Origin of the sequence: Micromonospora sp. WMMD967 (genome assembly GCF_029626165.1) — a bacterium.
Taxonomy (GTDB): domain Bacteria; phylum Actinomycetota; class Actinomycetes; order Mycobacteriales; family Micromonosporaceae; genus Micromonospora; species Micromonospora taraxaci.
Genome location: NZ_JARUBK010000001.1, coordinates 6,292,073 through 6,317,914, shown reverse-complemented (window position 1 = coordinate 6,317,914; position 25,842 = coordinate 6,292,073). Strand labels below are relative to the sequence as shown.

At 71.7% G+C, this 25,842-nt stretch carries 29 protein-coding genes; 17 read left to right on the top strand and 12 right to left on the bottom strand.

Annotation, left to right across the window (positions count from 1 at the left end):
* Nucleotides 1-14: 14 nt before the first annotated feature.
* From mug to O7631_RS28315, 6 genes are all read right to left on the bottom strand, one after another.
* A complete protein-coding gene (mug, locus tag O7631_RS28340; protein ID WP_278147074.1) occupies nucleotides 15-623 on the bottom strand; it encodes a G/U mismatch-specific DNA glycosylase in 609 nt (202 codons plus the stop codon).
* 68 nt (nucleotides 624-691) lie between these two features.
* On the bottom strand, nucleotides 692-1,453 hold the full coding sequence (locus tag O7631_RS28335) for an SDR family oxidoreductase (RefSeq protein WP_278147073.1): 762 nt from the start codon (nucleotides 1,451-1,453) through the stop codon (nucleotides 692-694).
* Nucleotides 1,454-1,505: 52 nt separating this feature from the next.
* Nucleotides 1,506-1,985 carry a hypothetical protein gene (locus O7631_RS28330; RefSeq protein ID WP_278147072.1) on the bottom strand — a complete coding sequence of 160 codons (480 nt, stop codon included), beginning with the start codon at nucleotides 1,983-1,985 and terminating at the stop codon, nucleotides 1,506-1,508.
* Complete coding sequence (locus O7631_RS28325; RefSeq protein ID WP_278147071.1) at nucleotides 1,982-2,800, bottom strand: DUF692 domain-containing protein; 819 nt, start codon at nucleotides 2,798-2,800, stop codon at nucleotides 1,982-1,984. The genes O7631_RS28330 and O7631_RS28325 overlap by 4 nt, the downstream gene beginning before the upstream one ends.
* Entirely contained in the window at nucleotides 2,797-3,720 is a 924-nt protein-coding gene (locus O7631_RS28320; RefSeq protein WP_278147070.1) for a TIGR04222 domain-containing membrane protein, read from the bottom strand. The genes O7631_RS28325 and O7631_RS28320 overlap by 4 nt, the downstream gene beginning before the upstream one ends.
* 81 nt (nucleotides 3,721-3,801) lie before the next feature.
* Nucleotides 3,802-4,374, bottom strand: a complete 573-nt coding sequence (locus O7631_RS28315) for a TetR/AcrR family transcriptional regulator (protein WP_030337284.1) — start codon at nucleotides 4,372-4,374, stop codon at nucleotides 3,802-3,804.
* Between the two features lie 77 nt (nucleotides 4,375-4,451).
* Here O7631_RS28315 and O7631_RS28310 point away from each other — a divergent pair, with 77 nt between their 5' ends.
* The 3 genes from O7631_RS28310 (at nucleotide 4,452) to O7631_RS28300 (ending at nucleotide 7,168) form a co-directional block, all read left to right on the top strand.
* The gene (locus O7631_RS28310; RefSeq protein ID WP_278147069.1) at nucleotides 4,452-5,312 is read left to right on the top strand and encodes a carbon-nitrogen hydrolase family protein; all 861 of its coding nucleotides are present in this window, start codon (nucleotides 4,452-4,454) and stop codon (nucleotides 5,310-5,312) included.
* Between the two features lie 65 nt (nucleotides 5,313-5,377).
* Nucleotides 5,378-6,022: an HAD family hydrolase gene (locus tag O7631_RS28305; protein WP_145779886.1), complete on the top strand. Its 645-nt coding sequence runs from the start codon at nucleotides 5,378-5,380 to the stop codon at nucleotides 6,020-6,022.
* Between the two features lie 213 nt (nucleotides 6,023-6,235).
* On the top strand, nucleotides 6,236-7,168 hold the full coding sequence (locus O7631_RS28300; protein WP_278147068.1) for an RIO1 family regulatory kinase/ATPase: 933 nt from the start codon (nucleotides 6,236-6,238) through the stop codon (nucleotides 7,166-7,168).
* A 43-nt stretch (nucleotides 7,169-7,211) separates the two neighbouring features.
* Here O7631_RS28300 and O7631_RS28295 read toward each other — a convergent pair whose 3' ends face one another.
* Complete coding sequence (locus tag O7631_RS28295; protein ID WP_088988578.1) at nucleotides 7,212-7,460, bottom strand: DUF2630 family protein; 249 nt, start codon at nucleotides 7,458-7,460, stop codon at nucleotides 7,212-7,214.
* Nucleotides 7,461-8,019: 559 nt separating this feature from the next.
* Between O7631_RS28295 and O7631_RS28290 the strand changes: the two genes are divergently transcribed.
* From O7631_RS28290 to O7631_RS28265, 6 genes are all read left to right on the top strand, one after another.
* Nucleotides 8,020-10,602 (top strand): nitrate- and nitrite sensing domain-containing protein, encoded by a 2,583-nt coding sequence (locus O7631_RS28290; RefSeq protein WP_278147067.1) that lies wholly within the window; start codon nucleotides 8,020-8,022, stop codon nucleotides 10,600-10,602.
* 92 nt (nucleotides 10,603-10,694) lie between these two features.
* On the top strand, nucleotides 10,695-11,117 hold the full coding sequence (locus O7631_RS28285) for a roadblock/LC7 domain-containing protein (RefSeq protein WP_269683237.1): 423 nt from the start codon (nucleotides 10,695-10,697) through the stop codon (nucleotides 11,115-11,117).
* A gap of 5 nt (nucleotides 11,118-11,122) precedes the next feature.
* Nucleotides 11,123-11,509: a DUF742 domain-containing protein gene (locus O7631_RS28280; protein WP_145779890.1), complete on the top strand. Its 387-nt coding sequence runs from the start codon at nucleotides 11,123-11,125 to the stop codon at nucleotides 11,507-11,509.
* Nucleotides 11,490-12,101 carry an ATP/GTP-binding protein gene (locus O7631_RS28275; RefSeq protein WP_278147066.1) on the top strand — a complete coding sequence of 204 codons (612 nt, stop codon included), beginning with the start codon at nucleotides 11,490-11,492 and terminating at the stop codon, nucleotides 12,099-12,101. Before O7631_RS28280 ends, O7631_RS28275 begins: the two co-directional genes overlap by 20 nt.
* Before the next feature lie 86 nt (nucleotides 12,102-12,187).
* Nucleotides 12,188-12,523, top strand: coding sequence for a YciI family protein (locus tag O7631_RS28270; protein ID WP_278147065.1), 336 nt, complete (start codon nucleotides 12,188-12,190; stop codon nucleotides 12,521-12,523).
* A gap of 3 nt (nucleotides 12,524-12,526) precedes the next feature.
* On the top strand, nucleotides 12,527-13,783 hold the full coding sequence (locus O7631_RS28265; RefSeq protein ID WP_278147064.1) for a sigma-70 family RNA polymerase sigma factor: 1,257 nt from the start codon (nucleotides 12,527-12,529) through the stop codon (nucleotides 13,781-13,783).
* 166 nt (nucleotides 13,784-13,949) lie between these two features.
* Here O7631_RS28265 and O7631_RS28260 read toward each other — a convergent pair whose 3' ends face one another.
* Complete coding sequence (locus O7631_RS28260) at nucleotides 13,950-14,138, bottom strand: DUF397 domain-containing protein (protein WP_278147063.1); 189 nt, start codon at nucleotides 14,136-14,138, stop codon at nucleotides 13,950-13,952.
* Nucleotides 14,129-14,896: a DUF5753 domain-containing protein gene (locus O7631_RS28255; protein WP_278147062.1), complete on the bottom strand. Its 768-nt coding sequence runs from the start codon at nucleotides 14,894-14,896 to the stop codon at nucleotides 14,129-14,131. The genes O7631_RS28260 and O7631_RS28255 overlap by 10 nt, the downstream gene beginning before the upstream one ends.
* 362 nt (nucleotides 14,897-15,258) lie before the next feature.
* On the opposite strand from O7631_RS28255, the gene O7631_RS28250 reads away from it, so the two are divergent.
* Nucleotides 15,259-15,453: a hypothetical protein gene (locus tag O7631_RS28250; RefSeq protein ID WP_278147061.1), complete on the top strand. Its 195-nt coding sequence runs from the start codon at nucleotides 15,259-15,261 to the stop codon at nucleotides 15,451-15,453.
* A 59-nt stretch (nucleotides 15,454-15,512) separates the two neighbouring features.
* The gene (locus O7631_RS28245; RefSeq protein ID WP_278147060.1) at nucleotides 15,513-15,734 is read left to right on the top strand and encodes a hypothetical protein; all 222 of its coding nucleotides are present in this window, start codon (nucleotides 15,513-15,515) and stop codon (nucleotides 15,732-15,734) included.
* A 76-nt stretch (nucleotides 15,735-15,810) separates the two neighbouring features.
* Here O7631_RS28245 and O7631_RS28240 read toward each other — a convergent pair whose 3' ends face one another.
* Nucleotides 15,811-18,663, bottom strand: coding sequence for an aconitate hydratase (locus O7631_RS28240; RefSeq protein ID WP_278147059.1), 2,853 nt, complete (start codon nucleotides 18,661-18,663; stop codon nucleotides 15,811-15,813).
* 275 nt (nucleotides 18,664-18,938) lie between these two features.
* Here O7631_RS28240 and O7631_RS28235 point away from each other — a divergent pair, with 275 nt between their 5' ends.
* Nucleotides 18,939-19,640 carry a DedA family protein gene (locus O7631_RS28235; RefSeq protein WP_278147058.1) on the top strand — a complete coding sequence of 234 codons (702 nt, stop codon included), beginning with the start codon at nucleotides 18,939-18,941 and terminating at the stop codon, nucleotides 19,638-19,640.
* A 71-nt stretch (nucleotides 19,641-19,711) separates the two neighbouring features.
* Here O7631_RS28235 and O7631_RS28230 read toward each other — a convergent pair whose 3' ends face one another.
* Nucleotides 19,712-20,365, bottom strand: coding sequence for a C39 family peptidase (locus tag O7631_RS28230; protein WP_278147057.1), 654 nt, complete (start codon nucleotides 20,363-20,365; stop codon nucleotides 19,712-19,714).
* An 830-nt stretch (nucleotides 20,366-21,195) separates the two neighbouring features.
* Here O7631_RS28230 and O7631_RS28225 point away from each other — a divergent pair.
* Nucleotides 21,196-22,320: an IS30 family transposase gene (locus tag O7631_RS28225; RefSeq protein ID WP_278147056.1), complete on the top strand. Its 1,125-nt coding sequence runs from the start codon at nucleotides 21,196-21,198 to the stop codon at nucleotides 22,318-22,320.
* Nucleotides 22,321-22,702: 382 nt separating this feature from the next.
* On the opposite strand, the gene O7631_RS28220 is transcribed toward O7631_RS28225, so the two are convergent.
* The gene (locus O7631_RS28220; protein ID WP_278148104.1) at nucleotides 22,703-22,891 is read right to left on the bottom strand and encodes a hypothetical protein; all 189 of its coding nucleotides are present in this window, start codon (nucleotides 22,889-22,891) and stop codon (nucleotides 22,703-22,705) included.
* Nucleotides 22,892-22,910: 19 nt separating this feature from the next.
* Between O7631_RS28220 and O7631_RS28215 the strand changes: the two genes are divergently transcribed.
* From O7631_RS28215 to O7631_RS28200, 4 genes are all read left to right on the top strand, one after another.
* Nucleotides 22,911-23,759, top strand: coding sequence for a hypothetical protein (locus O7631_RS28215; RefSeq protein WP_278147055.1), 849 nt, complete (start codon nucleotides 22,911-22,913; stop codon nucleotides 23,757-23,759).
* 37 nt (nucleotides 23,760-23,796) lie between these two features.
* Nucleotides 23,797-24,186, top strand: a complete 390-nt coding sequence (locus tag O7631_RS28210) for a hypothetical protein (RefSeq protein ID WP_269683249.1) — start codon at nucleotides 23,797-23,799, stop codon at nucleotides 24,184-24,186.
* Nucleotides 24,187-24,321: 135 nt separating this feature from the next.
* Nucleotides 24,322-25,002, top strand: a complete 681-nt coding sequence (locus O7631_RS28205; RefSeq protein ID WP_278147054.1) for a hypothetical protein — start codon at nucleotides 24,322-24,324, stop codon at nucleotides 25,000-25,002.
* An 80-nt stretch (nucleotides 25,003-25,082) separates the two neighbouring features.
* Nucleotides 25,083-25,775 (top strand): cellulose binding domain-containing protein, encoded by a 693-nt coding sequence (locus O7631_RS28200; protein ID WP_278147053.1) that lies wholly within the window; start codon nucleotides 25,083-25,085, stop codon nucleotides 25,773-25,775.
* Nucleotides 25,776-25,842 lie beyond the last annotated feature (67 nt).

Here is a 25,842-nt window from a genome sequence, read left to right as displayed (position 1 = left end):
CCGGCCGGGGCTCGTCAGGTCGTCGGGGGCGTGCGGCGGTCCGGCAGGCCCGTCGCCATCCGCAACTCGGCGAACGCCAAACCCAGCGTGACCGCTGTGAAGTGCGCGTTCAGGCCGCTCGGGTTCGGCAACACCCAGAGCCGGGCGTCGGCCAGCGTCTCCGCCTGCGGCCCGAAGGTGGCCTTCGGCCGTTGAAAACCGATCCGGTACGCGGTCACCCCCACCACCGCCACCCAGCGCGGCCGGTGGCGGGCCACCTTGTCGGTCAGGATCGCCGCGCCGTCGAGCAGCTCCTCGGTGCTCAACTCGTCGGCGCGGGCGCTGGCCCGGGCGGCCATGTTGGTGATGCCGAGCCCGAGGGCGGGCAGCTCGTCCTGTTCGCTCGGATGCAGCAGTCGGGGGGTGAGCCCGCCGGTGTGCAGCGCCGGCCAGAACCGGTTTCCGGGTCGGGCGAAGTGCCAACCGGTGGCGGCCGACCAGAGGCCGGGGTTGATGCCGACGAAGAGCACCTCCAGGCCCGGCGCGAGGACGTCGGGGATGGTCCGGTCCGCGGCGGCGGCCAGCTCCGCCCGGGTGGGGCGTGGGTGCCGCACGGCCGACGGGAGGCCCGCGCCGGTCGTCACCGCGCCGTCACCGCCGACCGACCGGTCCGGGTCGCGTGGTGTACCGGCCCGCGCGCGCCGGCCAGGCGTCACAGCCCGCGCAGCGCGCCGCCGTCGACCGGCACGGTGATTCCGGTGAGGTAGCTCGCGGCGGGGGAGAGCACGAACGCGGCCACGCGACCGAACTCGGCCGGGTCACCGAGGCGGCGCAGCGGGATGCTGGCCTCGGCTTCGGCGCGGGCGCGCTCCGGGTCGCCGGTGGCGGCGAACAGCTCCCGGTTGCGGTCGGTCAGGATCCGGCCGGGCAGCAGCCCGACCACGCGAACTCCGCGCGGACCGTAGTCGTCGGCGATGTCCTTGGCCGCACCGACCAGGCCGGGCCGCAGACCGTTGGAGATGCCGAGGCCGGGCACCGGGCCACGGGCCGAGGTGGAGAGCACCAACCCGATGGCGCCGCCCTCGGGCAGCGCGGCGGCGACCGTGCGGACCGCGCGGATGGTGCCCAGGAAGACCGTCTCGAAGGAGAGCCGCCACTGCTCGTCGGTGATCGCCGCGGCGTTGCCCGCCGGCGGGCCGCCGACCGAGATCAACGCGCCGTCGAGCCGACCGAAGTGCTCCCGGGCCGCCGCGACGAGCTGTTCCGGGGTTTCCGGGTCGGTCAGGTCGGCGGTCAACCCCACGGCATGCTCCGGGCCGCCGAGCTGCTGCGCGGCGGCGGCCACGGCGTCCGGGTCACGAGCCGAGAGGACCACCCGTGCCCCGTCGGCGACCAGGCATTGCGCGGTCGCGAAGCCCAGGCCGCGGGATGCGCCGGTGAGGACGTACACGTGGTCGGTCAGCCCTAGATCCATAAGCCCGATCCTGCCGCATCCGCCACGTCGTCGCCACCAACGGTGGCCGTCCTCATGGGCGCGGGGCGGGGCGCAGCAGGCGTACCCGACCGGCGATCTGCACCGCCACGGCCCCGCCGGCGCGGCCCACCGCCGGCACCCGGCGCGGACGTGGCGTCCGCCGTCCGTCGTAGCGCAGGCGTGCCTCCCGCAGGGCCAACTCCTCGGCGGCCGGCGGGGGGAGCGCGTGCTGGTCACGCAGTGCGCGGGCCAGGTCCCAACCGTCGCGCAGGGACCCGGCGGTGGGCCGCCGGGCGGCCCAGTCGGCGAAGGTCGTCGACCATCCGACGCCGAGGCCGGCGGCGAGGAGCGGCCAGTGCCGGGCCACGTCGCCGGCCCGCTTGCGCAGCAGCGCGGCCCGGGTGGCGGCCAGCGGGCCCGGGGCGAAGCCCGCCGGCGGCGGACCTCCGGCGACCAGCGCCGCGACCAACTCGGCCTGCCGCTCGGCCAGCCCTGCCCGGGGTGTGCGCCTCCCGTCGCCCGCGTCGGTCATGTCACGGCCGGGAAGCCGGCGGTGGCGGCCAGGGCGTCCAGTTCGGCGCGGAGGACGGCGGCCGGCGGATAGTGGCCGTCCCGTTCCAGCAGTAGCGCCGGTGGTCGTTGCCGGGCGCAGAGCGCGCCCACCAGCTCCAGCACCGCCGGCGGCACCGGGTCGGTGTGGGTGTCGTGGTAGAAGCCGCCGTGCTCCGCGCCGCCGGCCACGTGGGCGTACGCGACCCGTTCCAGCGGCAGTCGGTCCAGCAACGCGAGCGGATCGGTGCCCCGGTTGCGGGCGTTGGCGTGCACGTTGGCGACGTCCAGCAGCAACAGCGCGCCGGTCCGGTCGAGGATCTCGGTCAGGAAGTCCGCCTCGTCCAACTCGTCGTCGGGCCAGTCGACGAGCGCGGCGATCGGTTCCAGCGCGAGCGGCACCGGCAGTTCGGCCTGGGCCCGCGCCACGTTGGCGCAGACCGCGTCGACCGCCTCCCGGCTGCGGGGCAGCGGCAGCAGGTGCCCGGCCTCCAGGCCCCCGGCCCGGACGAACGCGATGTGCTCGCTGACCAGCGGGGCGTCGACGCGGTCCGCCACCGCGGCCAGGTGCGCGACCCGGGTCGGGTCGACCGGTTCGGCGCCGCCGAGGGAGAGCCGCACCCCATGGGGTACGACAGTCACCGCGCGCTCCCGCAGCTGTGCCAGGCCCGGCGGAAGCGACCCGGACGCGGGCACCGCCTCGGCCACGACCTCGACGAACCGCAGACCGGGCAGCTCGGCCACGAAACCGGCGATCTCCGGACGCCAACCGATGCCGACGCCGGACGGGCCGGTCATCCGCCGCACCCCCCGCCGCCGCATCCGCCGCCTCCACCGCAGGAGCTGCCGCCGTCCGAGCCGGAGCTGTCGCCGCCGCCCGACGACCCGTCGCCGCCACCGCTCCAGCCACTGCCGGAGGCGGCCTGACGCTGGATCTCGGCCTGCTCGGCGAAACCCGGGTCGAGTGCCCAGAGCGAGGCGGTGCCGTACAGGGCGACGCCCATCGCCGCGCCGGCCGCTCCGTAGGTCGCGTAGGCCGGCGCCGAGGCCGGGGCGAGGTGGGTGTGCTCGCGGCGCATGCCGCGCAGCGCGGACCGGCCGGCCCGGGTGAGCACTGGCGCCCGGCGCAGCACCAGCGTGACGATCAGGAGGACCACCAGGGTCAGCAGCAGGTAACCGACCGGGCGGCCGCCGAACAGGCCGGAGACCAACCGGAGCACACCGAGGCCCAGCAGGCCGATCAGGAGCGTGGTCCAGAAGCGGGCACGGGCGCGCTGCGCGTCGTCGGTCAGCAGGCCGCGTTGCTCCAGGCCGTTGCGGATCTGGTGCAGCGCGACGCGTACGCGCTCGTCGCCCGGCAGGTCCCCGACGCGGGCGTGCTGGTGCGCGGCCCAGTGGATGGCCTGGTCCAGTGGGGTGAGCCCGGTCGGTGCGGCACCGACGGTGGTCAGTCGGCGGTCCGGACGTACGCCGATCGCTCCGCTGGCGCGCAGGCCGCCGAGCGCGGCGTGGACGGCGAGTCGGGGTCCACCGTTGAGGTACGCGACCTGCTGCGGCCCGAGTGGGTCGGCGGTCATGGCGGGGGTCGAACCGGCCGCCAGACGAATCCGGTGGTACACCGCGACGAGCACCACCACGGCGGTCGCCACCAGGTAGTACCGGAGGAAGGTCGGGCCGGAGATGCCCCAGGTGTCACCGGACGCGGCGTGCACGATCATCGTCTGCTCCTGTCACCGGAGGGATCCGCGGCCCCATTGTGGAGCAGCCCCGCCACGGCCGACAGACCGCTGTCCGCGCGCTCAGTGGCGGCGGACCGCCTCCTCGACGAGGTCGAGCACCGGGCCCAGGTCGCCGGCCGGTCGCCCCATGGCCAGGTGCAGCACCAGGCCGTCGTAGGCCAGCTCCAGGAACTGGGCCAGCACGTCGATCGGGACGTCCTCGCGCAGCACACCGGCGTCGCGCTGGCGGGCGAGCCGGTCGCGGGTCGCCTCCGCGATCGCGGCGGACCGCTCCGCCCAGCGCTTGGCGAACGCCGGGTCGGTGCGCAGGCGGCGGGAGACCTCCAGTTGGCTGCCCAGCCAACCGGTGGTGTCCGGGGAGACGGCGCGGGCGAGCAGGTCACGCATCACCTGCACCAGACCGTTGCGGGCGACTGTCTCGACCATGGCCGCGGCGTCGTCCTCGGCGACGGCCAGGAAGAGCGAGTCCTTGTCCCGGAAGTGGTGGAAGATGGCGCCACGGGACAGGCCGGTGGCCTCCTCGAGGCGGCGGACGGTCGCCCCCTCGTAGCCGAGCCGGGCGAAACACGCCCGGGCCGCGGCGAGGATCTCCTGCCGGCGCGCATCGAGCTGGTCCTGACTTACTCTGGGCACGCGTCGATCGTTGCAGGTCACCCCGGGTCACGCAAACCGTACGTACGGCTTGGGAGCGTGCCAACTACCATCGCCCGGTGACCTCGCCGCTGACCGTCCCCGCCGCTCCGCTGACCGTGGCCACCATCCAGGCCACACCCGTGCCGGGAGATGTCGCCGGTAACGCGCTCCTCGCCGCCGACCTCGTCCGCCAGGCCGGTCAGCGGGGAGCCCGGGTGGCGGTACTGCCGGAGCTGTTCCTCTGCGCGTACCACCCGCCGACCCTGGCCGCCGACCCGGCGGGCACGGACGTCGTGGCCGATCCGGCCGGAGTGGTAACGGATCCCCGGCTCGACCCGCTGCGCTCCGCGGCGCGCGAGGCCGGCGTCACCGTCGTGGTCGGCGCCGCCGTCCGGCACCCGGACGGTAGGCGGACCATCGCCGCGCTCGTTGTCGACCGGGCCGGCGAGGTCCGGGTCGGGTACGACAAGCAGCAGCTGTGGGGTGACGAACGCGAGCTGTTCAGCGCCGGTGGTCGGGGTGCCACACTGCTCGTCGACGGCTGGCGGCTCGGGCTCGGCATCTGTTACGACGGTTGTTTCCCCGAGCACGGGCGGGCCGCCGCCCTCGACGGCGCACACGGTTACCTGTGCCCCAGCGGATACCTGGCCGGCTCCGAGCACCGCCGGGACCTGTACTACGCCGCGCGTGCCCTGGACAACACGATGTTCGTGGTCTTCGCCAACGCGGTCGGCGGCGACGACCCGTGGCGTTTCAACGGCGGCGCCGCGATCTACGAACCCGAGGGTCGGGTGCTGGCGCGGGGTGCCGACGAGGGCGCCGCGGTGCTCGTGGCGACGCTGGATCCCGCCATGCTCGCGGCCACCCGTACGGCCCATTCGATGCTCGCCGATCGACTGCCGGACCAGGGCGGCGCCCGGGTGTCGATGTCCGGCTGAGCACGTCGTGAGGTCGATACCCGCCGGCTCTGTTGGCGGACACGTCGGTCCCGTAGGGTGCCCGAGTGCCACTGCTCCTGCTGGACCTGGACAACACCCTGCTGGATCGGGCCGGGCCGTTCCGCCGCTGGGGTGAGCGCTTCCTGGACGGCATCGGCGCGCCCCACACGGACATCGACTGGCTGGTCTCGATCGACGCCGACGGTCTGACCGACCGCTGGGATCTCGCCGACGCCATCCGGGACCGCTACGAGCTGCGCATCCCCTCGATCGACCTGGTGGAGGAGCTGCACGACGGGGTGGTGGCGCAGACCCGCCTCGACCCGCTGACCGCCTGCGCGCTGCGGATCGCCGACGACGCCGGTTGGGTGCCGGTGGTGGTCTGCAACGGCACGGTACGCGTCGAGGACGCCAAGATCCGTCAGACCGGCCTGGACCGGTACGTCGCGGACTGGGTGATCTCCGAGGAGGCCGGGGTCAGCAAACCCAATCCGAGGATCTTCGCGCTGGCCGCCCAACGGGTCCGGATGCCGCTGCGCGGCGCCTGGGTGGTCGGCGACAGCCCGGAGGCGGACATCGGCGGCGCCGCTGCCGTCGGGCTGCCCAGTGTCTGGCTGCACCGGGGGCGCACCTGGTCGGACGTGCGGTTCGCGCCGAGCCACACCGTGGACGGGCTGATCGCCGCGGTCGCCACCGTACTCGCCCGCTGAGGGCAGTCCTTCCCGCCGCGCGCGGTCGCGACGCACCGGCGTGCGGTCGGCGGTAATTCGGTTGACCGGGTGTCGCGTCGACGGCGAGCATGCTCCCACGCATCGTGCGTCCCCGGGCGTGGGCCCGGTCGAGGAGAGGAGGTCGGTCATGGCCGTCTTCGCAGGTCGCTTCCAGCCGCCTACCTCAGCCTCGACCAAGGGAACCTCACCACAGTGCGCGATCACGACCTTCCGGCGCTGGAGCGCCGGAGCCGCGGCAAGAGCCGCTTCGACGACGACGAACCACAGTTCCTGAAGCGCGGGCGGCCCACCGAGCCGCCCGCGGACCCGGACAGCGAACCCGACCCCGACACCGGCGACAGCTGGTCGTCCTGGGACGACGCCGTGCACGGGCCAGAGCCACACCCGGCATGGCTGGTCACCGAGTTGGCCGCCCGGGACACCGAGCTGGGTGTGCTGAAGACCGGCAAGGAAGCGGACGTCCACCTGGTCCGCCGGGCAGTACCCGACACCGACCGGTCCTGTCTGCTGGCGGTCAAACGCTACCGCGAGCCCGAGCACCGGTTGTTCCACCGCGACGCCGGCTACCTGGAGGGGCGCCGCGTACGCCGCTCCCGGGAGAACAGGGCGATGGCCGGCCGCACGGCGTTCGGTCGGCAGCTGATCGCCGGGCAGTGGGCGGCGGCGGAATTCGCCGCCCTGGCCCGGCTCTGGGAGATCGGTGCCGGGCACGACCGGATCGCCGTGCCGTACCCGGTGCAGCTACGGGGCACCGAACTGATGCTGGAGTTCGTCGGCGACGCCGAGTCGGGGCAGGCCGCTCCCCGGCTGGCCCAGCTGCGACCCGGTCCGGCCGAGCTGCGCGACCTGTGGGCACAACTCGTGGAGGCGCTGCGGGTGCTGGCCCGGGCGGGCTACGCGCACGGCGACCTGTCGCCGTACAACCTGCTCGTGCACCAGGGGCGGCTGGTCGTGATCGACCTGCCGCAGGTGGTCGACGTGGTGGCCAACCCGCAGGGTCCGGAGTTCCTGGCGCGCGACGTGCGGGTGGTCGGCACCTGGTTCGCGGCTCGGGGCCTGCCTGCCGAGCAGACCGATCCCCAGACGTTGGCCGGTGAGTTGCTCCGCGAGGCGGGGCTGCGCTGATCGGGGCGGGTCGGGCGGTCGGACCGCCCGACCCGCCCTGCCGTCACTGGAGGTAGCGCTCCACCTCAGGCTTGGGGCGTTCGCCCTGTGCGTCCGGGTCGCCGTGGGTGTCCCGGGCGGCCCGGCGGCGGCGCAGCAGGTCCCAGCACTGGTCGAGGGACTCCTCCAGGGCGCGCAGTCGCTCGCTGGCCTCGCCCGCGGTGCCCGACTCGTGGGCCTGGGCCTCGGCACGCAGCTTGTGTTCCTCGTCTACCAGCTCGGAGATCCGGTTCAGGATGGTCTTGTCGTCCATGCTCCTGAGCCTGGCACAGCGGCACCGGAAACGCCTGGATTCGTACGCCTGTCGCGCTCCGGTCGCCGGCTGGACCACACCGACGGCGACGTGTCGACGCGCTGGTCTCACGGTCGGTTCGGATTGTGTCACGCCCTGCTCATCGTGGGGTGAGAATGACTGAGCGAGCGTTCCGAAGCCTCATGATCCACAAGCGGCCACTCTCCGCCGCAGGTCACCGGGTTCGTCCGTGACTCCGGGGCACGCTGGTCGGGCTGGCGGACGCGTCGTCCGGGCGGATCGTCCGACTCAACCTCGGCACCCGGCCGTGTCTCGGCACCGAGTCCGCGTACATTGACCCTCCACTGTGGCATGACAAAGATCTATGATCGGGCGGTGATGAGGTGAGCGGCGGTGGCGGCCGGGCAGGCGTCGGCTGCGGCGCGGCTGGGTGGATCCGCCCATAGTTCGGATAGCCGTTGGTCTGCACTGCTTGAGGGAAATTCCGGACACTGCTAGCGTGCGCCGGGCCGGGGGCTGGGCTCGTTCAGCCATTCAAAACGGTTGAGGGACGGGTGGGATGGCTTCCCGCAGTGCAAGTTTGCGCACCAAGATTGTGGCCCTGCTGGTCTCGCTCGCGGCGCTCTGGGCGTTCGCGGCCTGGGTGACCCTGCGCGACGGTTTCAACGTGCTCGGTGTCCAGAGGCTCGACGCGCAGGTCGTGCAACCCAGTGAGTCACTGCTCACCGAACTCCAACAGGAACGTCGGATGTCGGTGGCCTACCTGGGCCGCCGCGACCCGGGCCTGGCACAGCAGTTGCAGGCGCAGCACGAGCGCAGTGCGCGGGAGGCCGCCACCTTCGCCGAGTCGGCCCGCAGCTGGCGGGCCCGGTTGGCGTCGAGCGACGAACTGACCGGGCGGATCGACGAGATGGTCGCCCGACTGGACGGGCTCGCCGAGATGCGTGAGGCCGTCGTCTCCGGCTCGGTCGACCGGGCCGGCGCGGCCGCGGCGTACACCGGCGTCCTCGACTCGCTGTTCCGGGTGTACGCGGTCCTGGGTCAACTCGACGACGAGCAGATCGCCCAGGACACCGTCAACCTCACGCGGCTCGTTCGGGTGCGGGAGCTGCTGTCGCAGGAGGACGCCCTCTTCGCCGGGATGGCCGCCGCCGGTCGGGTCACCGCCGCGGAGTACACCCAGTTCGCCCACCTGGTCGGCGCGCAACGGTTCCTGGCGACCGAGGCGTTGGCCGAGCTGCCGAACGCCGACCGGGAACGCTACGTCCATATGACCGAGGGGCAGGCCTTCAGCCGCCTCCGCGCCCTCGAAGACCGGATGGTCACCGCCGGTCGCCCCAACGCGTCGCCGCCGGTCGAGGCCGACGACTGGCAGGCCGCGATCGAACCCGCCCTCAAGGAGCAGGAAGCCGTCGTCCTGGCCGGCGGTGACGCTCTGGTGCAGCGCGCCACCCCGGTGGCGGTCTGGGTGATCATCCGGCTGGTGCTCGCCGCCGGTCTCGGTCTCCTCGCCGTCATCGCCTCCGTCGTCGTCTCGATCACCACTGCTCGCGCCCTGCTGCGCCAGTTGGGCCGACTGCGGGAGGCCGCGTGGCAGCTCGCCGACGAGCGGCTGCCCCGCGTGGTGGATCGACTCGGCCGCGGTGAGGAGGTCGACGTGGCCACCGAGGCGCCGCCGCTGGAATTCGGCACCGACGAGATCGGCCAGGTCGGTAAGGCGTTCAACGCCGTCCAGGAAACCGCACTGCGGACCGCCGTCGAGCAGGCCGACCTGCGTCGCAACGTCCGCGAGGTCTTCCTCAGCCTGGCCCGCCGCACCCAGGCGCTCGTCCACCGCCAGCTCACCCTGCTGGACGCGATGGAGCGCCGTGAACACGACGCGGAGGAGCTGGAGGACCTGTTCCGGGTCGACCACCTGGCCACCCGGATGCGGCGCAACGCGGAAAACCTGATCGTCCTCTCCGGATCCACCCCCGGTCGGGCCTGGCGGCGTAACGTCCCGATGGTCGACGTGGTGCGCGGCGCCGTGGCCGAGGTGGAGGACTACACCCGCGTCAACGTGCTGCCGCTCGGTGAGGTCTCCCTCGCCGGCCGCGCCGTCGGCGACGTGATCCACCTGCTCGCCGAGCTGATCGAGAACGGCCTGTCCTTCTCCCCGCCGCACACCACGGTCGAGGTACGCGGGCAGTCGGTGGCCAACGGGTTCGCCATCGAGATCGAGGACCGGGGCCTCGGCATGAGCGACGAGGACCTGGCCGCGGCGAACCACCGGATCGTCGACCAGTCAGAGCTGAACCTCGCGAACGCCTCCCGCCTCGGCCTCTATGTGGTGAGCCGGCTGACCGAGCGGCACGGCGTGCGGGTGCGGTTGAAGGAATCGGCGTACGGCGGAACCACGGCGGTCGTCCTGATCCCGGTCGACCTGGTCACCGAGGACGGCCCCGGCCCGGAGGACTCCGGCGCGATGCGGACCGGCGCGGCCAACCCGACGCCGTCGGTGGGTTCCGGCGACACCGGTCGTTCGACCACCCTCGCACCTGTCGCGCCGGTTGCGACGACGACCACCGCTTCGGACGTACCGGAAACGGTTGTCCCGGCAGTGACCACGTCGGACGGTGCCGACCCGGCGACGGCGACCGACGAGGCCGAGACCGGCCTGCCCACCCGGCAGCGGACGACCCCCGCCACCGGTACGCCCGAACTGCCCACCCGGGCCCGGCGTGGCCCGACCCTGCCGGCGCTGGAGGCCCCCACGGTGCCCACCGGCCTGCCCGCTGTCGACCGCACCCGAGGGGCGGAGCGCGTGGAAGCACCCGTCACGGCCGACGACGGCCGCCCGGCCGCCACCGGCGGCACCGCCCCGACGCCCGACCAGGCCGAGGCGGCGCGAACCGACTCCGGTCTCCCGGTTCGGGTTCGACAGGCGAACATCGTTCCCGAGCTACGGGACGACCCTGCGGAGTCGGACAGTGACGACGAGGATGTGGTGCGTCCGCCGGAGCAGGTACGCCGGATGATGAGCTCCTACCAGACCGGCACCCGCCGCGGCCGCACCGACGCGGCGCGGCTGCTCGGTGGCGCGTCCGGCGCCCCGCCGGCGGCGACGCCCGATCCGAGCGACGACGACCCCCAAGCCCCCTGACCGGGCATCGACGTGCGGAGATACCCCGCACGGCGTGACGGTCAGCCCTAGATGAACACGGCGCAACAGCCGGGCGAGAAGAGGACGACGAAGTGGCGCAGAAGACGGCTTCGAGTGCCGACCTGACGTGGTTGCTGGACGATCTGGTGAGCCGGGTGAAGCAGGCCGAACATGCGGTCGCGCTCTCCAGCGACGGGCTGTTGATGGCCTCCTCGCAAGGAATGAGCCGGGACGACGGCGAGCACCTGGCGGCGATGGCGGCCGGCATCCAGAGCCTGGCCCGAGGAGCGGGGAAGCGCTTCGGCGGCGGGCAGGTGCAGCAGACCATCATCGAGATGCAGTCGTCGTTCCTGTTCGTCACGGCCGCCGGGCGCAACGCCTGCCTGGCGGTTCTGGCCACTGAGGACGCCGACGTGGGCCTGATCGCCTACGAGATGGCGATGCTGGTCACCCGCGTCGGCAAGTACGTCGCGTCTCCTTCCCGCGCAACTGAGCAGTCGGTCGACGAGAGGTAGCGGCGATGACGGTGCAGGGGGAGTCCGCAGACCATCAATGGGTGGATGACCACGCGGGTCCGGTCGTCCGCCCGTACGCGGTGACGCGCGGGCGAGCCCGCCCGGTCACCGGCACCTTCGACCTGATCTCCCTGGTCACCGCGACCCAAGCCGAGGTCACGCCGGAGATCGGTCTCGGTCCGGAGCACGTGGCGATCGTCGGACTGTGCCAGCGCATTCAGTCCGTCGCCGAGATCGCCGCACATCTCGACCTGCCGGTGGGCACCATCCGGGTGCTCCTCGGTGACCTGGCGGCCCGCAGCCTGGTGCGGGTCCGCGAGCCGCAGACCACGGCCGGTCTTCCCGACAACAGCATCTTCGAGGCGGTAATCAATGGACTACGGGCACTCTGACCGGCCGGCGGGAGCGACGACACTGCCCACCGCGATCAAGATCCTGGTCGCCGGAGGTTTCGGCGTGGGCAAGACGACGATGGTCGGTGCGGTCAGCGAGACCCGGCCCCTGCGCACCGAGGAGGTGCTGACCGAGTCCGGTGTCGGCATCGACGACCTCTCCGGGGTGGAGGGCAAGTCCACGACCACGGTGGCCATGGACTTCGGCCGGATCACCATCAGCGACGACCTGGTGCTGTACCTGTTCGGCACGCCCGGTCAGGACCGTTTCTGGTTCGTCTGGGACGAGCTGGCGTTGGGCGCGATCGGTGCCGTGGTGTTGGCCGACACCCGCAGGCTCGCCGACTGCTTCCCGTCGATCGACTACTTCGAGGGCCGGGGCACGCCGTTCGTGGTGGCGGTGAACTGCTTCGCCGACGCCCGGCAGTACCGGCTCGACGAGGTGCAGGCCGCGCTGAACCTGGACCCGGGAGTGCCGGTGCTGCTCTGCGACGCCCGGCAGCGCGAGTCCAGCAAGGAGGTGCTCGTCACGCTGATGGAGCACGCCATGAAGACCCGCGAGGCCCGTCGCCGCGCCGCCAGCGGAGACTGACGGGAGTTTTTTCGGGGGAGGGTGTCCGGAACGCCGTCGGCCGATCGTCATGCTGGCGACACCCCGAGAGACCAGGGAGCGACCAGATGAAGTACATGATGTTCGTGTGCAGCGACAGCGAGCCGGACACCGACCCCACCGAACTACCCGACATCCACAAGTGGGTGGCGGAGAACGACTCTCGTGGCCGCCGCCTGACCGGCGACGTGCTGGCGCCGACCAGCGCGGCCACCACCGTTCGCGTGCGCGGCGGTGAGCTGCTCGTCTCCGAGGGACCGTTCGCGGAGACCGCCGAGGTGATCGTGGGCTTCGACCTGATCGAGTGCGCCGACCTGGACGAGGCGATCGAGGTGGCCCGCACCCACCCGATGGCCCGTGAGGGGCGACTGGAACTGCGTCCGTTCGCGGACCTGCCCGACTGACCGGTGCCCACGTCGCAGCGCCGGCCGAAGCGCCCGGGCGCACCGGCCGGCGCTGCGGCGGATGCCGTGGCGGCGGCCGGCGTCGAGGCGTACCCCCGGATCGTCGCGACCCTGATCAGGGTGACCGGGGACTGGGCGTTGGCCGAGGACTGCGCCCAGGAGGCCCTGACCGTCGCGCTGGAGCGTTGGCCCGCCGACGGTGTGCCGGCCAACCCGGGCGGCTGGCTCATGACGGTGGCCCGTAACCGGGCGCTCGACGTGCTGCGTCGGGCCACAGTGGAGCGGCGCAAGCTGCACGACCTGGCGTTGCTCACGCCGTCCGACGCGCAGCCCGAGCCCGAGGTGGGGGAGGACGTGGTGGACGACCGACTACGGCTCATCTTCACCTGCTGCCATCCGGCGCTCGCGATGGAGGCCCGGGTGGCGCTGACGCTGCGCACCGTCTGCGGCGTGCCCACCGCTGACATCGCCCGACTCCTGCTGGTCACCGAGTCGACGATGACCCGACGGCTGACCCGGGCCCGGACCCGCATCGCGCAGGCCGGCATCCCGTACCGGGTGCCGGCCGGGCCGGCGTTGACCGAGCGGGTGCCCGGCGTCCTCGCCGTGCTGTACCTGCTGTTCACCAGGGGGTACGTCGCCGACGGAGAGCCGGCCTTCGCCGACGAGGCGGTGCGGCTGGCCCGGCTCCTCGACCGGCTGATGCCGGAGCAGTCCGAGGTGGCCGCGCTGCTGGCGCTGGTCCTGTTCCAGCACTCCCGCCGGGACGCCCGCCGCGACGCCGCCGGCAACCTGCTCACCCTGGAGCGCCAGGACCGCTCGCTGTGGGACCACACCGCCGTCGCCGAGGGCCTGGAAGCCCTCCATCGGGTACGCCACGACGGGCCGTACGCGTGGCAGGCCCGAATCGCCGCCTGCCACGCCACCTCGGCCTCCGCCGACGGCACCGACTGGCCGACGATCGCGCGGGCCTACGACGCGCTGGCCGACATCCGGCCCTCCCCGGTGATCGCGCTCAACCGCGCTGTCGCGCACGGGTACGCGTTCGGGCCGGCCGTCGGGTTGGTGCTGCTCGACGCGGCACGTGCCGGGGGAGGGCTGGACGGCTACCCGCTGGCCGTGGCGGTGGAGGCCGACCTGGTGGCCCGACAGGGAGACCGACGTCGGGCCGCCGGACTGTTCCGGGAGGCGGCGGCGGCGATGGGCTCAGCCGCCGAGCGCCGCGCGCTGCTGGACCGGGCCGACGAACTCGCACCCTAGAACGGCTCTGTGCGTCTGGTGGTTCGACCATGCCGAAGACGCCGGTCGGGGCATCGGGGAGGGCTGACGGAGTGAATCTTGGACACTTTCCGTCTTCGGCTAACGGAAACTGTCCAAGATCTCGAAGGTGGCGCGGCCTGGGCCGCGCCGGGAACCTCGCAGAGACTCAGCCGCGCTTGGCCGACGCCAGGAATCGGGCCCAGGCCGCCGGGTCGAAGGCGAGCGCCGGGCCGGCTGGGTCCTTGGAGTCGCGTACGCCGATGACGCCCGGGAGGTTGTCGGCCACCTCGACGCAGTTTCCGCCGTTGTTGCCACTCTTGGTGCTCTTGCGCCACCGAGCGCCGGTCAGGTCCATGAGGCTGCCGCTTCCCTGATGAGATTGAGGGACTGCGCCCGCGACAGGGCTCCGTCGCGAATGCGTTCCCACCGCCGGTCGAGCGTAGCAACGTCGGCAACCTTGTCGATGAGCTGCGCCTGCGCCTGGCTGTCGACGTGCGCTACCCGCGCGCCGTCCGGCATCTCGGCCACTGTGAACGGGCCGCCGAGGCCCGGATACATGCCGACGTCGGCGGGCACGACGAAGACCGACACGTTCGGCAGCGCGGCCTGCTCGGCCAGCCGCTCGCACTGCTCCCGCATCATGGCCCGGTCGCCGTCGAGGGTGCGCCGGAGAATCGTCTCGTCGAGGACCGCGACGAGCAGCGGCGGGCGTTCCCGGCGCAGGATGGCCTGCCGGCTCAGTCGCGCCTCGGCGAGGTCGTCGGCCTCGGCCGGTGTCAGTGCCTCGCCGACCAGCGTCGCCAGCGCGTACGCCTTGGTCTGAAATAGACCAGGTATCCACGTCAGCTCGAACCACCGTAGCGACAGCGCCTCGCGCTCGATCTCGGCCCAGGGGCGGAACCAGGCGGGTGTCCGACGCTTCAACGCGTCGGGCCACAGCTCGTCGACGTTCCGACCGAGCACCTCGGCAACCCGCGCGCGATGACGCGTCTGCGGGATTCGTCCCGTGCTCGCCCACTTGGCCGCCGTCTTCGGATCGACGCCGATCTGAGCAGCGAGACTGTCGGCTGTGTGGCCCCTCTCGACCATCGCCGCCTGCACGGCTCGATTCATCCCCGGACCCCTCAGAACGTTCCAGACGTTGGAGGGTAATAGTCATACGCGGTGTGATCACTTGGCAACCCTCGGCAGGGTGCTGTGTAGACAGCATCGAGAGGGAGCACAGGATGCCCGACGACAAGCCCTGCCACCGCCCCCATCGGCCAGGCACCCGACCGGCCCAGTCGGCCTCGCCCCGTGCGATCAGCGCCGGACCGACCGGGCCACGGCACCCTCCGTACCGTGGCCCGGGTCGCGCGGCGAACGTCGTACCCGAATCACGCTGGCGGTTTCGGTGCGGCCCGCCGGTCGCGCACACCGCCGACGGCCCACTCTGGACGTGCGACGCCTGCGGTCAGGACTGGCCCTGCCCGGCATTGCGAGCGACCCCGACGGACGCTGCCCGCCGCGCGACCCTGATCCCCGAGTTCTCCCGGATCACCCGCCGGGCGATCCGCGACCTGCGCGGCCAGCCGGGTGGCCCCGATCCGGTCGCCATCGTCCGCCGTTTCCTCTGGTTCCTGCCGCTGACCGACGAGGAGGCCCGCGCCGTCGCGCTGCGGCTGCGCTGAGTGTCCAACCCTGTCGCGCATTCTGTTGGACGCGAGCCGGGGACCGATACGGTGGCCGCATGACATTGCCGTTCGAGCTTGCTCTGCGCGGTTACGACATGCGTCAGGTCGAGAGTCTCTTTGCCGAGGTCGATGGGGCTCTGGCTACCGACACCCCCGTGTCACGGGCTGCCGCGCGAGACGCGCTACGGGCGGCCAGCCTGCGACGGCGGTTTCGTGGCTACGACATCCGGGCCGTGGATGCGGCGATAGACCAACGGCTGGCGGCTCTCGCGCACTGACCACAGGCGTTCTCGGCTCGTACGGCGAAGGCCGCCCCCGCCGAAGCGGGAGCGGCCCTCGACCAGCCCTACGCGATCAGTTGGCGATCATGCGGCGCAGCACGAACTGCAGGATGCCGCCGTGCCGGTAGTAGTCCGCCTCACCGGGAGTGTCGATCCGCACCACGGCGTCGAACTCCACGCCGGTGTCGGTGCTGACCTGCACGGTGCGCGGGGTCTCGCCGTCGTTGAGGGCGGTCACCCCGGTGATGGTGAACGTCTCGGTGCCGGTGAGCCCGAGCGACTCGGCGGTGACGTCCACCGGGAACTGCAGCGGCAGCACGCCCATGCCGATCAGGTTGGAGCGGTGGATCCGCTCGTACGACTCGGCGATGACCGCGCGGACGCCCAGCAGCATCGTGCCCTTGGCCGCCCAGTCCCGCGACGAACCCGAGCCGTACTCCTTGCCGGCCAGGATGACCAGCGGGACGCCGGCCTCCTGGTAGGCCATCGAGGCGTCGTAGATCGAGGTCTGCTCGCCGGTGAGGTGGTTGACGGTGAAGCCGCCCTCCACCCCGGGCACCAGCTGGTTGCGCAGCCGGATGTTGGCGAAGGTGCCCCGGATCATCACCTCGTGGTTGCCCCGGCGGGAGCCGTACGAGTTGAACTCGTGGCGGGGCACACCGTGCTCGGCGAGGTACGTGCCGGCCGGGGAGTCGACCTTGATCGCGCCGGCCGGCGAGATGTGGTCGGTGGTCACCGAGTCACCCAGCTTGGCCAGCACCCGAGCTGGACCGATGTCGGAGATAGGCGCCGGCAGGCGCCGCATGCCCTCGAAGTACGGGGGCTTCCGCACGTAGGTGGAGTCGTTCTCCCAGGCGAAGGTGTCGCCGGTCGGGGTCGGCAGCGACTGCCAGCGCTCGTCGCCCGCGAAGACGTCGGCGTACGCGGCGCTGAACCCGGTCGCGCCGATCGCCTGGGCGATGACGTCCTGGATCTCGGCGCTGTTCGGCCAGATCTCCCGCAGGTAGACCGGGTTGCCCTCGGTGTCCTCACCGATCGGCTCGTTGGCCAGGTCGATGTCCATCGTGCCGGCCAGGGCGTAGGCGACCACCAGAGGCGGGGACGCCAGGTAGTTCATCTTGACGTCCGGGTTGATCCGGCCCTCGAAGTTGCGGTTGCCGGAGAGCACCGAGACGACCGACAGGTCGTGCTCGTTGACCGCGGCGGACACCTCCTCGGGCAGCGGGCCCGAGTTGCCGATGCAGGTGGTGCAGCCGTAGCCGACCAGGTTGAAGCCGAGCTTGTCCAGGTACGGTGTGAGGCCGGCCCGCTCGTAGTAGTCCATGACGACCTTCGAGCCCGGGGCCAGGGTGGTCTTCACCCACGGCTTGCGGGTCAGGCCCTTGTCGACGGCGTTGCGGGCCAGCAGGGCGGCACCGATCATCACCTGCGGGTTGGACGTGTTGGTGCAGGAGGTGATCGCGGCGATCACCACGGCGCCGTGGTCCAGCTCGTACTCGACACCGTCGGTGCCGGTGACCCGGATCGGGTTGGTGGCCCGCCCGCCCGCTCCGGCGGCGGCCGTCTCCAGGTCGCGCGGCTCGTCGGCCGGGTCGCTGAACTCGTTGGCCGGCGGGTCGCTGGCCGGGAAGGACTCGGCGCTGGCCTCGTCGGCCGGGCCGTTCGCGCCGCGCGGCAGCTCCTCACGGGCCACGCTCGGCTTGAGGTCACGCTCACCGGTGGAGTCGTCGGCGACGTAGTCGGTCAACGCGGAGCGGAACAGCGTCTTCGCGCTGCCCAGCGGCACCCGGTCCTGCGGGCGCTTCGGGCCGGCGAGCGACGGCTCGATGGTGCCGAGGTCCAGCTCCAGGCGCTCCGAGTACTCCGGCTCGGCCTCCGGGTCGTGCCAGAGGCCCTGCTCCTTGGCGTACGCCTCGACGAGCGCGACCTGCGCGGCGTCGCGGCCGGTCAGCTCCAGGTAGCGGACCGTCTCCGCGTCGATCGGGAAGATCGCCACGGTGGAGCCGTACTCGGGGGACATGTTGCCGATGGTGGCCCGGTTGGCCAGCGGCACGGCGCTCACGCCGGGACCGTAGAACTCGACGAACTTGCCGACCACACCGTGCTTGCGCAGCATCTCGGTGATGGTCAGCACCAGGTCGGTGGCGGTGGTGCCGGCCGGCATCTCGCCGGAAAGCTTGAAGCCCACCACGCGGGGGATCAGCATGCTGACCGGCTGGCCGAGCATCGCGGCCTCGGCCTCGATGCCGCCGACGCCCCAGCCCAGCACGCCCAGGCCGTTGACCATGGTGGTGTGCGAGTCGGTGCCGACGACGGTGTCCGGGTACGCCTGCCCGTTGCGTTCCATGATCGTGCGGGCCAGGTACTCGATGTTGACCTGGTGCACGATGCCGGTGCCCGGCGGGACGACCTTGAACTCGTTGAACGCGGTCTGGCCCCAGCGCAGGAACTGGTAGCGCTCCTTGTTGCGCTCGTACTCCAGCTCGACGTTGCGGGCGAACGCGTCCTCGCGGCCGAACAGGTCGGCAATCACCGAGTGGTCGATGACCAGCTCGGCGGGGGCGAGGGGGTTGACCTTGGTGGCGTCGCCGCCCAGGTCGCGGACGGCCTCGCGCATGGTGGCCAGGTCGACCACGCAGGGCACGCCGGTGAAGTCCTGCATGAGCACCCGCGCCGGGGTGAACTGGATCTCCACACTCGGGGCGGCGGTGGGGTCCCACCCGCCGAGCTGACGGATGTGGTCGGCGGTGATGTTCGCGCCGTCCTCGGTCCGCAGCAGGTTCTCCAGCAGGATCTTCAGGCTGTACGGCAGCCGAGCGTGGCCGTCCACCTTGTCGATCTTGAAAATCTCGTAGCTCGCGTCTCCGACGCGTAGCTGGGTCTTCGCACCGAAGGTGTCGAGGCTCGCCACGTCGTACTCCTTCACACCAGCGACCGTGAGTAGTCCTGAGCAGTCTGTCGCACCGGTCGGGGTGCCGCCGAGGTTAGGTGACACTTACCGCCGATTCCGCGCTCAACAAAACCGTACGTCCGTCTTGCTAGTTGTGCAACCCGGCTGCTCGACCACGACACCACCATCACCCCTAGCCTCCTAGGACGGGTACGGGGTGTGCGTCGGCCCTCGACGCCCCTGCCGCGATGGCACCGGCCGGACGAGTCACCCCGGGTAGGGTTCGAGGCCGGCCGGAGAAGGGGTCAACCGTGTTCGATGTCCAGCACTGGCTCGTGGCGTTGCCGCCGATCGCGGTCTACCTGCTGGTCGGCGGGGTGATCGGCGTGGAGAGCATGGGCGTCCCACTGCCCGGCGAGATCGTCCTGGTCAGCTCCGCACTGCTCGCCGCCACCGGAGTGGTGGAACCTGAGTGGGTGGCCACCGCCGCCGCCACCGGCGCGATCGTCGGCGATTCCATCGGGTACGCGGTCGGCCGGCGCGGCGGTCGTCCGCTGCTCACCCGGCTGGGCAGACGGTTCCCCAAGCACCTGGGCCCGGCGCAGCTCGCCCGTGCGGAGCAGAGCTTCGCGCGGCACGGCGTCTGGGCCGTGTTCTTCGGCAGGTTCGTGGCACTCCTGCGGATCCTGGCCGGGCCGCTCGCCGGAGCGCTGCACGTGCCGTACCGACGGTTCCTGGTGGCGAACGCGGCCGGCGGACTGGTCTGGGCGTTCGGCACCACGTACCTGTTGTTCACCGTGGGTCGGGCGGCCGAGCACTGGCTCAAGGACATTTCCTGGGCCGGGTTGGCCCTCGCGGTCCTGGCCGGCCTCGCCAGCACCTGGTGGCTACGCCGACGAGCCCACCGTGTCACGTCGGCCGACGACGGCTCTGGTCTGGCGGCGACCACGGCGGTTCAGCCGGCCGCTACGGCCCCCGACGACGGTCCGGTCCGGGCGGGCAACGAGCACTGATCTCTGGACATGGTGAAGGGCCGGGCCCCGTGGTGGGGTCCGGCCCTTCGGTGTTGGTGTGCTGTGGTGGTTTAGCTGGTGGCGTAGCCGCGGGTGGCGATCCAGTCGGCGAGGTGCTCGACGGTGATCTGGTAGGAGGCCTGGTTGGGGTCGGCGGAGTCGGCGATGGTGACGGTGGTGCCGTTGTCGCGGTAGCCGACGACGCTGATGTAGTGCCCACCCTCGAAGGAGTGGATACCACCGTTGGTGTCGGTGGTGGTGCCGGCGATGTTGGCGACCACGGCCCGGCCGTCGTCGACAGTCTTGACGATGTCGGCGCGCAGCGTGTCGGTCTGCTTGTCGTCGGCCTTGGGGGTGCTGATCTCGACGGAGTGGTAGGCGTCGTTCTTGCCGGTCTCCTTGTTCAGCACGGGGGTGATGTCGTTGATGGAGTTGGTGCCGGCCTCGGTGGTGCCCATCTCCTTGGCCATGGCGTCGACGCTGATGTCCTTGCCCTGTACGGACAGGGCGTTGCGGGCGGCGGCGGGGCCGCAGTAGTAGAAGTTCGGCTGGGCTTCGTAGCGCACGCCCAGCTGACGCTCACCGCTCTTACGGTCCTGCGTGTGGGTGGTGGGCTTGGCGTCGGACATCGCATAAGCCGCGGTCACCGGGCCGGCGATGGCGCCGCCGGTGAACGCGAGACCAGCGGCGGTCAGGGCGGTCTTACGAATCAGATCGGTACGCATGATGGCGTGCTCCTCTGCTTCATTCGGGGGAGAACCGCACGACACGGGGGACGGCCGTGCGGGGAAAGCTCACGTGCCCGGCGACCCTGTAGGGCCGGCATCGGAAGATGGTCTAACCAGGTGGGGCGGCAGATCATTCCGCCGAACTCCCAGCCCGAGTTGTTCGGGGATGTAACCGGCCGGGGCGGCGGATGCATTGCGCCGGGCTTCCTCGTCCGGGAGGTGTTCCGGGGGTGTAACCGGCTGGGTCGGCGGATGCATTCCGCCGGGCTTCCGGCTTCCGGTCCGGGGGTGTAACCCAGGTGGCCTGGCCGGTGTTCCCGGCGGCTGCCCCGCACCGACGACCGACAGTCGCGGTGGCGTGCCAGGTATAACGACCCCGCCCGGCCCTCGATTCCACCACCCGGGTGACCCCCACCACCTGGACAAACCCCACACACCACCCGAACGTCGCCCCCGACCCCACCCACCCCGGCCAGCAACCGCACCGCCACGCACCCGCCCCGCCACGCCACGCACCGCCCCGCACCGCCCCGCCACGCCACGCACCGCCCCGCCGACATGTCCCAGCCACCGACCCGCACCGCCTCGATCCACTCCGGGTCGCCGATATCGCGGTATCCGGGTGCCGGGGATACCCCGACATCGGCGAAACGGAGTGGATCAACCCGTACGCGCGGCAGGGTGCGTTTCGCGCGCCTCAGGGCGTCCCAGGGCGTGTGTCTTGGCACCGCCTTGATCCACCCGGGTTCGGCGATATCGCGGTATCCGCGGGCCTTGGGCTCAAGTGGTTGTTGCAACGGGGTGGATTCTCGTCAGGATGAGGGGTCATGCCGGGGCAGAGGTTGTCGTGCGCGGAGCGGGCGCAGATTGAGGTGTTGTTCGGTCAGGGACTGAACTGTCCGCAGATCGCGGTGGTGATTGGGCGGGATCGTTCGACGGTGTGGCGGGAGTTGTCGCGTAATCACTGTGGCACTGGGGGTCGGGTGCCGTCGGGGCGGCGGCATCCGCATGGTGCGGCTCCGGGGTATGTGGCGGGGGTGGGTTACCCGAAGGGGTGGGGTGGGGTGTATCGGTGGAAGTACTGTCACCGCAACGCTCAGACCAAGGCCGACGGGCGGGCGCGGCGTCCTCGTGAGGGGAAGTTGCGTCCGAGGTGGGGGCGGGCGTGGCCGTCGTTGTGGCAGACGGTCAAGGATCGCCTGAGCCAGCGGCACTCGCCGCAGCAGATCGCCCGGTCGTTGCGGCGGGAGTTTCCTGACAGGCCGGAGATGTGGGTGTCACACGAGACGATCTACCAGGCGATCTACTTTCAGGCTCGGGGTGGGATGCGCCAAGAACTCGCCCGGCAGGTCGCGTTGCGCTCGGGGCGTTCTGGTCGCCGGCCGCAGTCGCGTCAGGCCAGCGCGGCCCGAGGCCGGCCGTGGGTGCGGGACTTCCACATCTCGACTCGCCCGGCGGAGGTCGCCGACCGGGCCGTGCCGGGGCACTGGGAAGGCGACCTGGTCATCGGCGCCCGAGGCTCCAGCGCGATCATCACCCTGGTCGAACGGGCCACCCGATACGTAATGCTCGGCGCTCTGCCCGAATCGCGGGTCAGTGAACAGGTCATCGACACCCTCACCGCCCTGATGCGCCGCCTACCCGCCGAGCTACGCAAAACCCTGACCTGGGACCAGGGCATCGAAATGATCTACCACCCCATCTTCACCCTGGCCACCGACTGCAAGGTCTACTTCTGCGACCCCCACAGCCCATGGCAACGCGGCAGCAACGAGAACACCAACGGTCTCCTGCGCCAGTACTTCCCCCGCTCCAGCACCGACTTCCGCACCTGGACCCAAGACGACCTCGACGCCGTCGCCCGCGAACTCAACGGACGACCACGCCAAACCCTCGACTGGCAGAATCCCGCCGAGGTACTCCACCAACACCTGGTTGCAACCGCCACCTGAAACCGCCGGCCGGGGACACCCCGACTTCGGCGAAACGGAGTGGATCAACCCACACGCGCACCAGGATGCGGGTCGCGCGCCCCAGGGCGTTCCCGGGCGCGTGTCACGGCACCGCCTTGATCCACACGGGGTCGCCGATATCGCGGTATCCGGGTGCCGGGGATACCCCGATATCGGCGAAACGGAGTGGATCAACCCGCACGGGCGGCAGGGTGTGGTTCGTACGCTTCAGGAGCGTCACGGGGCATGCACGAAGCGTGCGCCATGTGCGCGGTTTTTGGGTTCCGATGGGATCGACGGCCCATGCCTCGACCCGACGCTGTTCGAGCACGATCGGGGGAAGACCGAGGCACTGTCCACCCAGGAGCGTCGTCTCGGGTGGTCAGGCGGGGTCGGCGGGCTTCGCGGTGTCGCTGGCCTGGGCGTGCCGTTCCAGCAGTCGCTGCCGGATCTCCTCCGGGGTGTACGCGCGTCGGCGTCGTTCGGCCCGTGCGATGACCACGCCGGAGGCTGCGACGCCGGCGAGGCCGGCCAACCCGAGAACCTTCCACCACCGCATTCGTTGCGCCATCGGCCTAGGCTAGACCCTCATGAGCATCAGCCTGGATGAGGCCGTCGAGTTGACCCGCACCGGCGACGTGTGGGTGTTCCGGGGTCGCAGCGTGCCGGACCGGGCGATCCAGTTCACGACCAACAGCCCGGTCAACCACGTTGGCATGGCGGTGGTGCTGGACGACATGCCGCCGTTGATGTGGCATGCGGAGCTGGGCAGGTCGTTGCCGGATCTGTGGTCGGGTACGCACCAGCGTGGCGTCCAGTTGCACGACCTGCGGGACGCGGTCTGCGTCTGGGCCAACAGGTACGGGCAGCGGGCCTGGCTGCGGCAGCTCGATCCGCCGGCCGACGGGGAGATGGAGCGGGCGGTGCTGCGGACGATCGCCCGGTTGGACGGCACCCCGTTCCCGTCTACCGCTCAATTGGCGTGGCGGTGGGTGCGTGGTCGGGTGCCGGCGCTGCCGCGCCCCGGCCGGCTGTCCGCCCTGGCGCGCCCGATCAGGCTGCCCGCGCTGCCGCGCCCCGGCTGGCCGGCGTTGGCGCCGCGGCCGATCCCCACCACCTCCGCCGACGCGAACGGCTCCGCGGGCGCCAGCAGGCCGGCTAGCTCCGCCGGCCCGGCAAGCCAGGCCAGCCCGGCCGGATCGGCGAGCGCCGCCAGCCATGCCAGCCCGGCCGCATCGGCTGGGGAGCGGGACCGGGCGTTGGAGACCGCGTACTGCGCCGAGGTGGTCGCGGTGACCTACGAGGCGATGGGTTTGCTGCCGGCGGGTCGGCGTCCCAACTGGTACGACCCGGGGCGGTTCTGGAGTGGGGACGACCTGGGTCTGGCCGCCGGTGCCCGGCTGGGTTCGGAGATCGAGGTGCGGGTGCCGCCTCGTTGAGGTTTGACCTGGGTGGTGACCGGCAATTGCTGTGGCCGTGAACGCCTCCACGGATCTCGACACGCTGGCCGACTTCTTCGACCGGTACGGCGTGGCGTTGACGTCCGGTGACCTGCCGGCCATCGCGGGCTGCTACGCCCTCCCGGGTCTGGTGGTGGCCGACACCTACAGTTTCTCGTTCACGTCACCGGCGGCGGTGGCGTTGTCCTTCGTCGGTGCCGCACCGGACTACCAGGACCGGGAGCTGATCGCGGCGCACGCCCGGATCGAGGATGTGCAGCCGGTGTCCGCGCTGTTGACGATGGTCGCGGTGGAGTGGGAGTTCCTGGACAGTCAGGGGCAGGCGGTGCCGGGGGAGCGGTACCGCTACCTGCTGCGGATCTCGGACGAGGGGCCGGTCATCTGCACCGTCGTCCGGACGGGCTGATCGAGCGGGACCGTCCGCCAGGTCGGGCCGTTTTCCGAATCGCGTCGGCTGGTCGGTCCGATCCGTACCCGCCCGATGTTCGGGCGGGGTGGTGCTGGCTACGCTGTCGCGTCGGTAGGGACGAGGGGAGACCTGATGGCGGTGCGGCCGGATGGTGCGGCAGGGTCGCGGGCGGCTCGGATGTTGGCGTCGGTGCCGTGGATCGTGGTGCTGCTCGGTGTGTGTGCGCTGGTGGTGCTGCTGGTGGTCGCGTTGCTGTCGTTCCGGACCAGGGAGCGGGAGTCCGTACCGCAGGGTGCTCCTCCGGTTTTCGTGCCGACCGTGCCGGCGGCCGAGTCGGCGACGGGTGGGCCGACTCCGGCCGGTGTGGAGCGACGCTCGGTGTCGCCTCGGCCGTCGCGTAGCAGCCGGACGCCGTCGCCACGGGCCACCGTGACCAGCTCTCCGACGCCGGGGCGGACGGCCGCTCCGTTGGTGTCGGCGCCGTCGGGCGGTGCCACGGTCACCGCCCGCTACCAGGTCGGCTCGAACGGCTGGGACGGGGATCCTGCGGTGTTGTCGATCGCGAACGAGACGAGCCGGTCGGTGGACTGGTCGGTGGAGTTGACGTTCGACGACGATCTCTGGGCGTTGCGCCTCAGCGACGACTCGGGGATCTCGTTGCGGGGACGCGGGAACGGCGAGTTCGTGTTGCGGGGGACCCGTTCGCTGGAGCCGGGTGCTTCACGGACGGTGCGTTTGCGGGTGGGCTGGGGTGAGTCCGCGCAACGGCCGCAGCGGTGCACCATCAACGGGGTCGACTGTCGGCTCGGTTGAGTGGACATTGAGCGGTGCCGGCGCTTTCCGGTCCGGCCGCTGATCGCTACGCTGCCCGGACGGTCCGCTGAGGGAGGTTCATGTCCGGCATGCGTCGCGCCCCGCGACTGACGCCCGGTCCGGCCGCGATCGTGTCGTCGCCGTGGGTCGTGGTGGGCGCTGGTGTGGTCGTGATGGTGGTCCTGCTCGTCATGACCCTGGGTGCGTACCGGGGGCGTAGCCCGGCGCCGGACGGGGCGTCGGCGCCGCCGGCGTTGCCGTTGCCGTCGGAGGTGACGCCGGGTCGACCGACGCCGGTGGCGTCGCCGGTCCCGGTCATGCCGGGGTTGTCCGGGCGTGCGAGCGGGTTGCCGCCGAGCGCCGTGACCGGTTCGCCGTCACCGTCGGTCGCCCCGCCGGTCAGTCCGCCCGGTCGGCCGGTGGTGACGCAGTCACCGACTCGTGCTCCGCAGGGGCCGCCGACGTTCAGCGGGCGCTACCGGGTGGTGCAGAGCTTCGACGGGGGCTTCATCGGCGAGGTGGCGATGGTCAACGTGTCCGCGCGAAGCCGTGGGTGGACGGTGCGGTTGGAGTTCTCCGGTGGGCGGTTCGTGACCGCCTGGGTCGAGGGTGTGCCACAGGGGACGATCCGGCAGTTCGACGGCGGTTTCACGTACGTCAGTGGGGTGGACGTGCGTCCCGGCGGGTCGGTGTCGTTGCGGTTCCACATGGAGCGGACGTCCAGCACACCGCGGTTGTGCACTGTCGACGGGGTGCGCTGCGGCGGCTTCTGAGTCGCCCCTTCCGCAAGGTTGCTGCTCTGTTGCGACCATGTTTGCAAGTCATTGCAGAATCTTTCGG

Excerpts from the sequence above, each read along its gene's own strand:
- O7631_RS28245 (WP_278147060.1), top strand. The coding sequence starts at position 15,513 with ATGACATTGCCGTTCGAGCTTGCTCTGCGCGGTTACGACATGCGTCAG.
- O7631_RS28230 (WP_278147057.1), bottom strand. The coding sequence starts at position 20,365 with ATGCGTACCGATCTGATTCGTAAGACCGCCCTGACCGCCGCTGGTCTC.
- O7631_RS28200 (WP_278147053.1), top strand. The coding sequence starts at position 25,083 with ATGTCCGGCATGCGTCGCGCCCCGCGACTGACGCCCGGTCCGGCCGCG.
- O7631_RS28290 (WP_278147067.1), top strand. The coding sequence starts at position 8,020 with ATGGCTTCCCGCAGTGCAAGTTTGCGCACCAAGATTGTGGCCCTGCTG.
- O7631_RS28325 (WP_278147071.1), bottom strand. The coding sequence starts at position 2,800 with ATGACCGGCCCGTCCGGCGTCGGCATCGGTTGGCGTCCGGAGATCGCC.
- O7631_RS28220 (WP_278148104.1), bottom strand. The coding sequence starts at position 22,891 with ATGGCGCAACGAATGCGGTGGTGGAAGGTTCTCGGGTTGGCCGGCCTC.
- O7631_RS28255 (WP_278147062.1), bottom strand. The coding sequence starts at position 14,896 with ATGAATCGAGCCGTGCAGGCGGCGATGGTCGAGAGGGGCCACACAGCC.
- O7631_RS28205 (WP_278147054.1), top strand. The coding sequence starts at position 24,322 with ATGGCGGTGCGGCCGGATGGTGCGGCAGGGTCGCGGGCGGCTCGGATG.
- O7631_RS28215 (WP_278147055.1), top strand. The coding sequence starts at position 22,911 with ATGAGCATCAGCCTGGATGAGGCCGTCGAGTTGACCCGCACCGGCGAC.
- O7631_RS28275 (WP_278147066.1), top strand. The coding sequence starts at position 11,490 with ATGGACTACGGGCACTCTGACCGGCCGGCGGGAGCGACGACACTGCCC.
- O7631_RS28260 (WP_278147063.1), bottom strand. The coding sequence starts at position 14,138 with ATGGACCTGACCGGCGCTCGGTGGCGCAAGAGCACCAAGAGTGGCAAC.
- O7631_RS28320 (WP_278147070.1), bottom strand. The coding sequence starts at position 3,720 with ATGATCGTGCACGCCGCGTCCGGTGACACCTGGGGCATCTCCGGCCCG.
- O7631_RS28335 (WP_278147073.1), bottom strand. The coding sequence starts at position 1,453 with ATGGATCTAGGGCTGACCGACCACGTGTACGTCCTCACCGGCGCATCC.
- O7631_RS28270 (WP_278147065.1), top strand. The coding sequence starts at position 12,188 with ATGAAGTACATGATGTTCGTGTGCAGCGACAGCGAGCCGGACACCGAC.
- O7631_RS28295 (WP_088988578.1), bottom strand. The coding sequence starts at position 7,460 with ATGGACGACAAGACCATCCTGAACCGGATCTCCGAGCTGGTAGACGAG.
- O7631_RS28330 (WP_278147072.1), bottom strand. The coding sequence starts at position 1,985 with ATGACCGACGCGGGCGACGGGAGGCGCACACCCCGGGCAGGGCTGGCC.
- O7631_RS28225 (WP_278147056.1), top strand. The coding sequence starts at position 21,196 with ATGCCGGGGCAGAGGTTGTCGTGCGCGGAGCGGGCGCAGATTGAGGTG.
- O7631_RS28280 (WP_145779890.1), top strand. The coding sequence starts at position 11,123 with ATGACGGTGCAGGGGGAGTCCGCAGACCATCAATGGGTGGATGACCAC.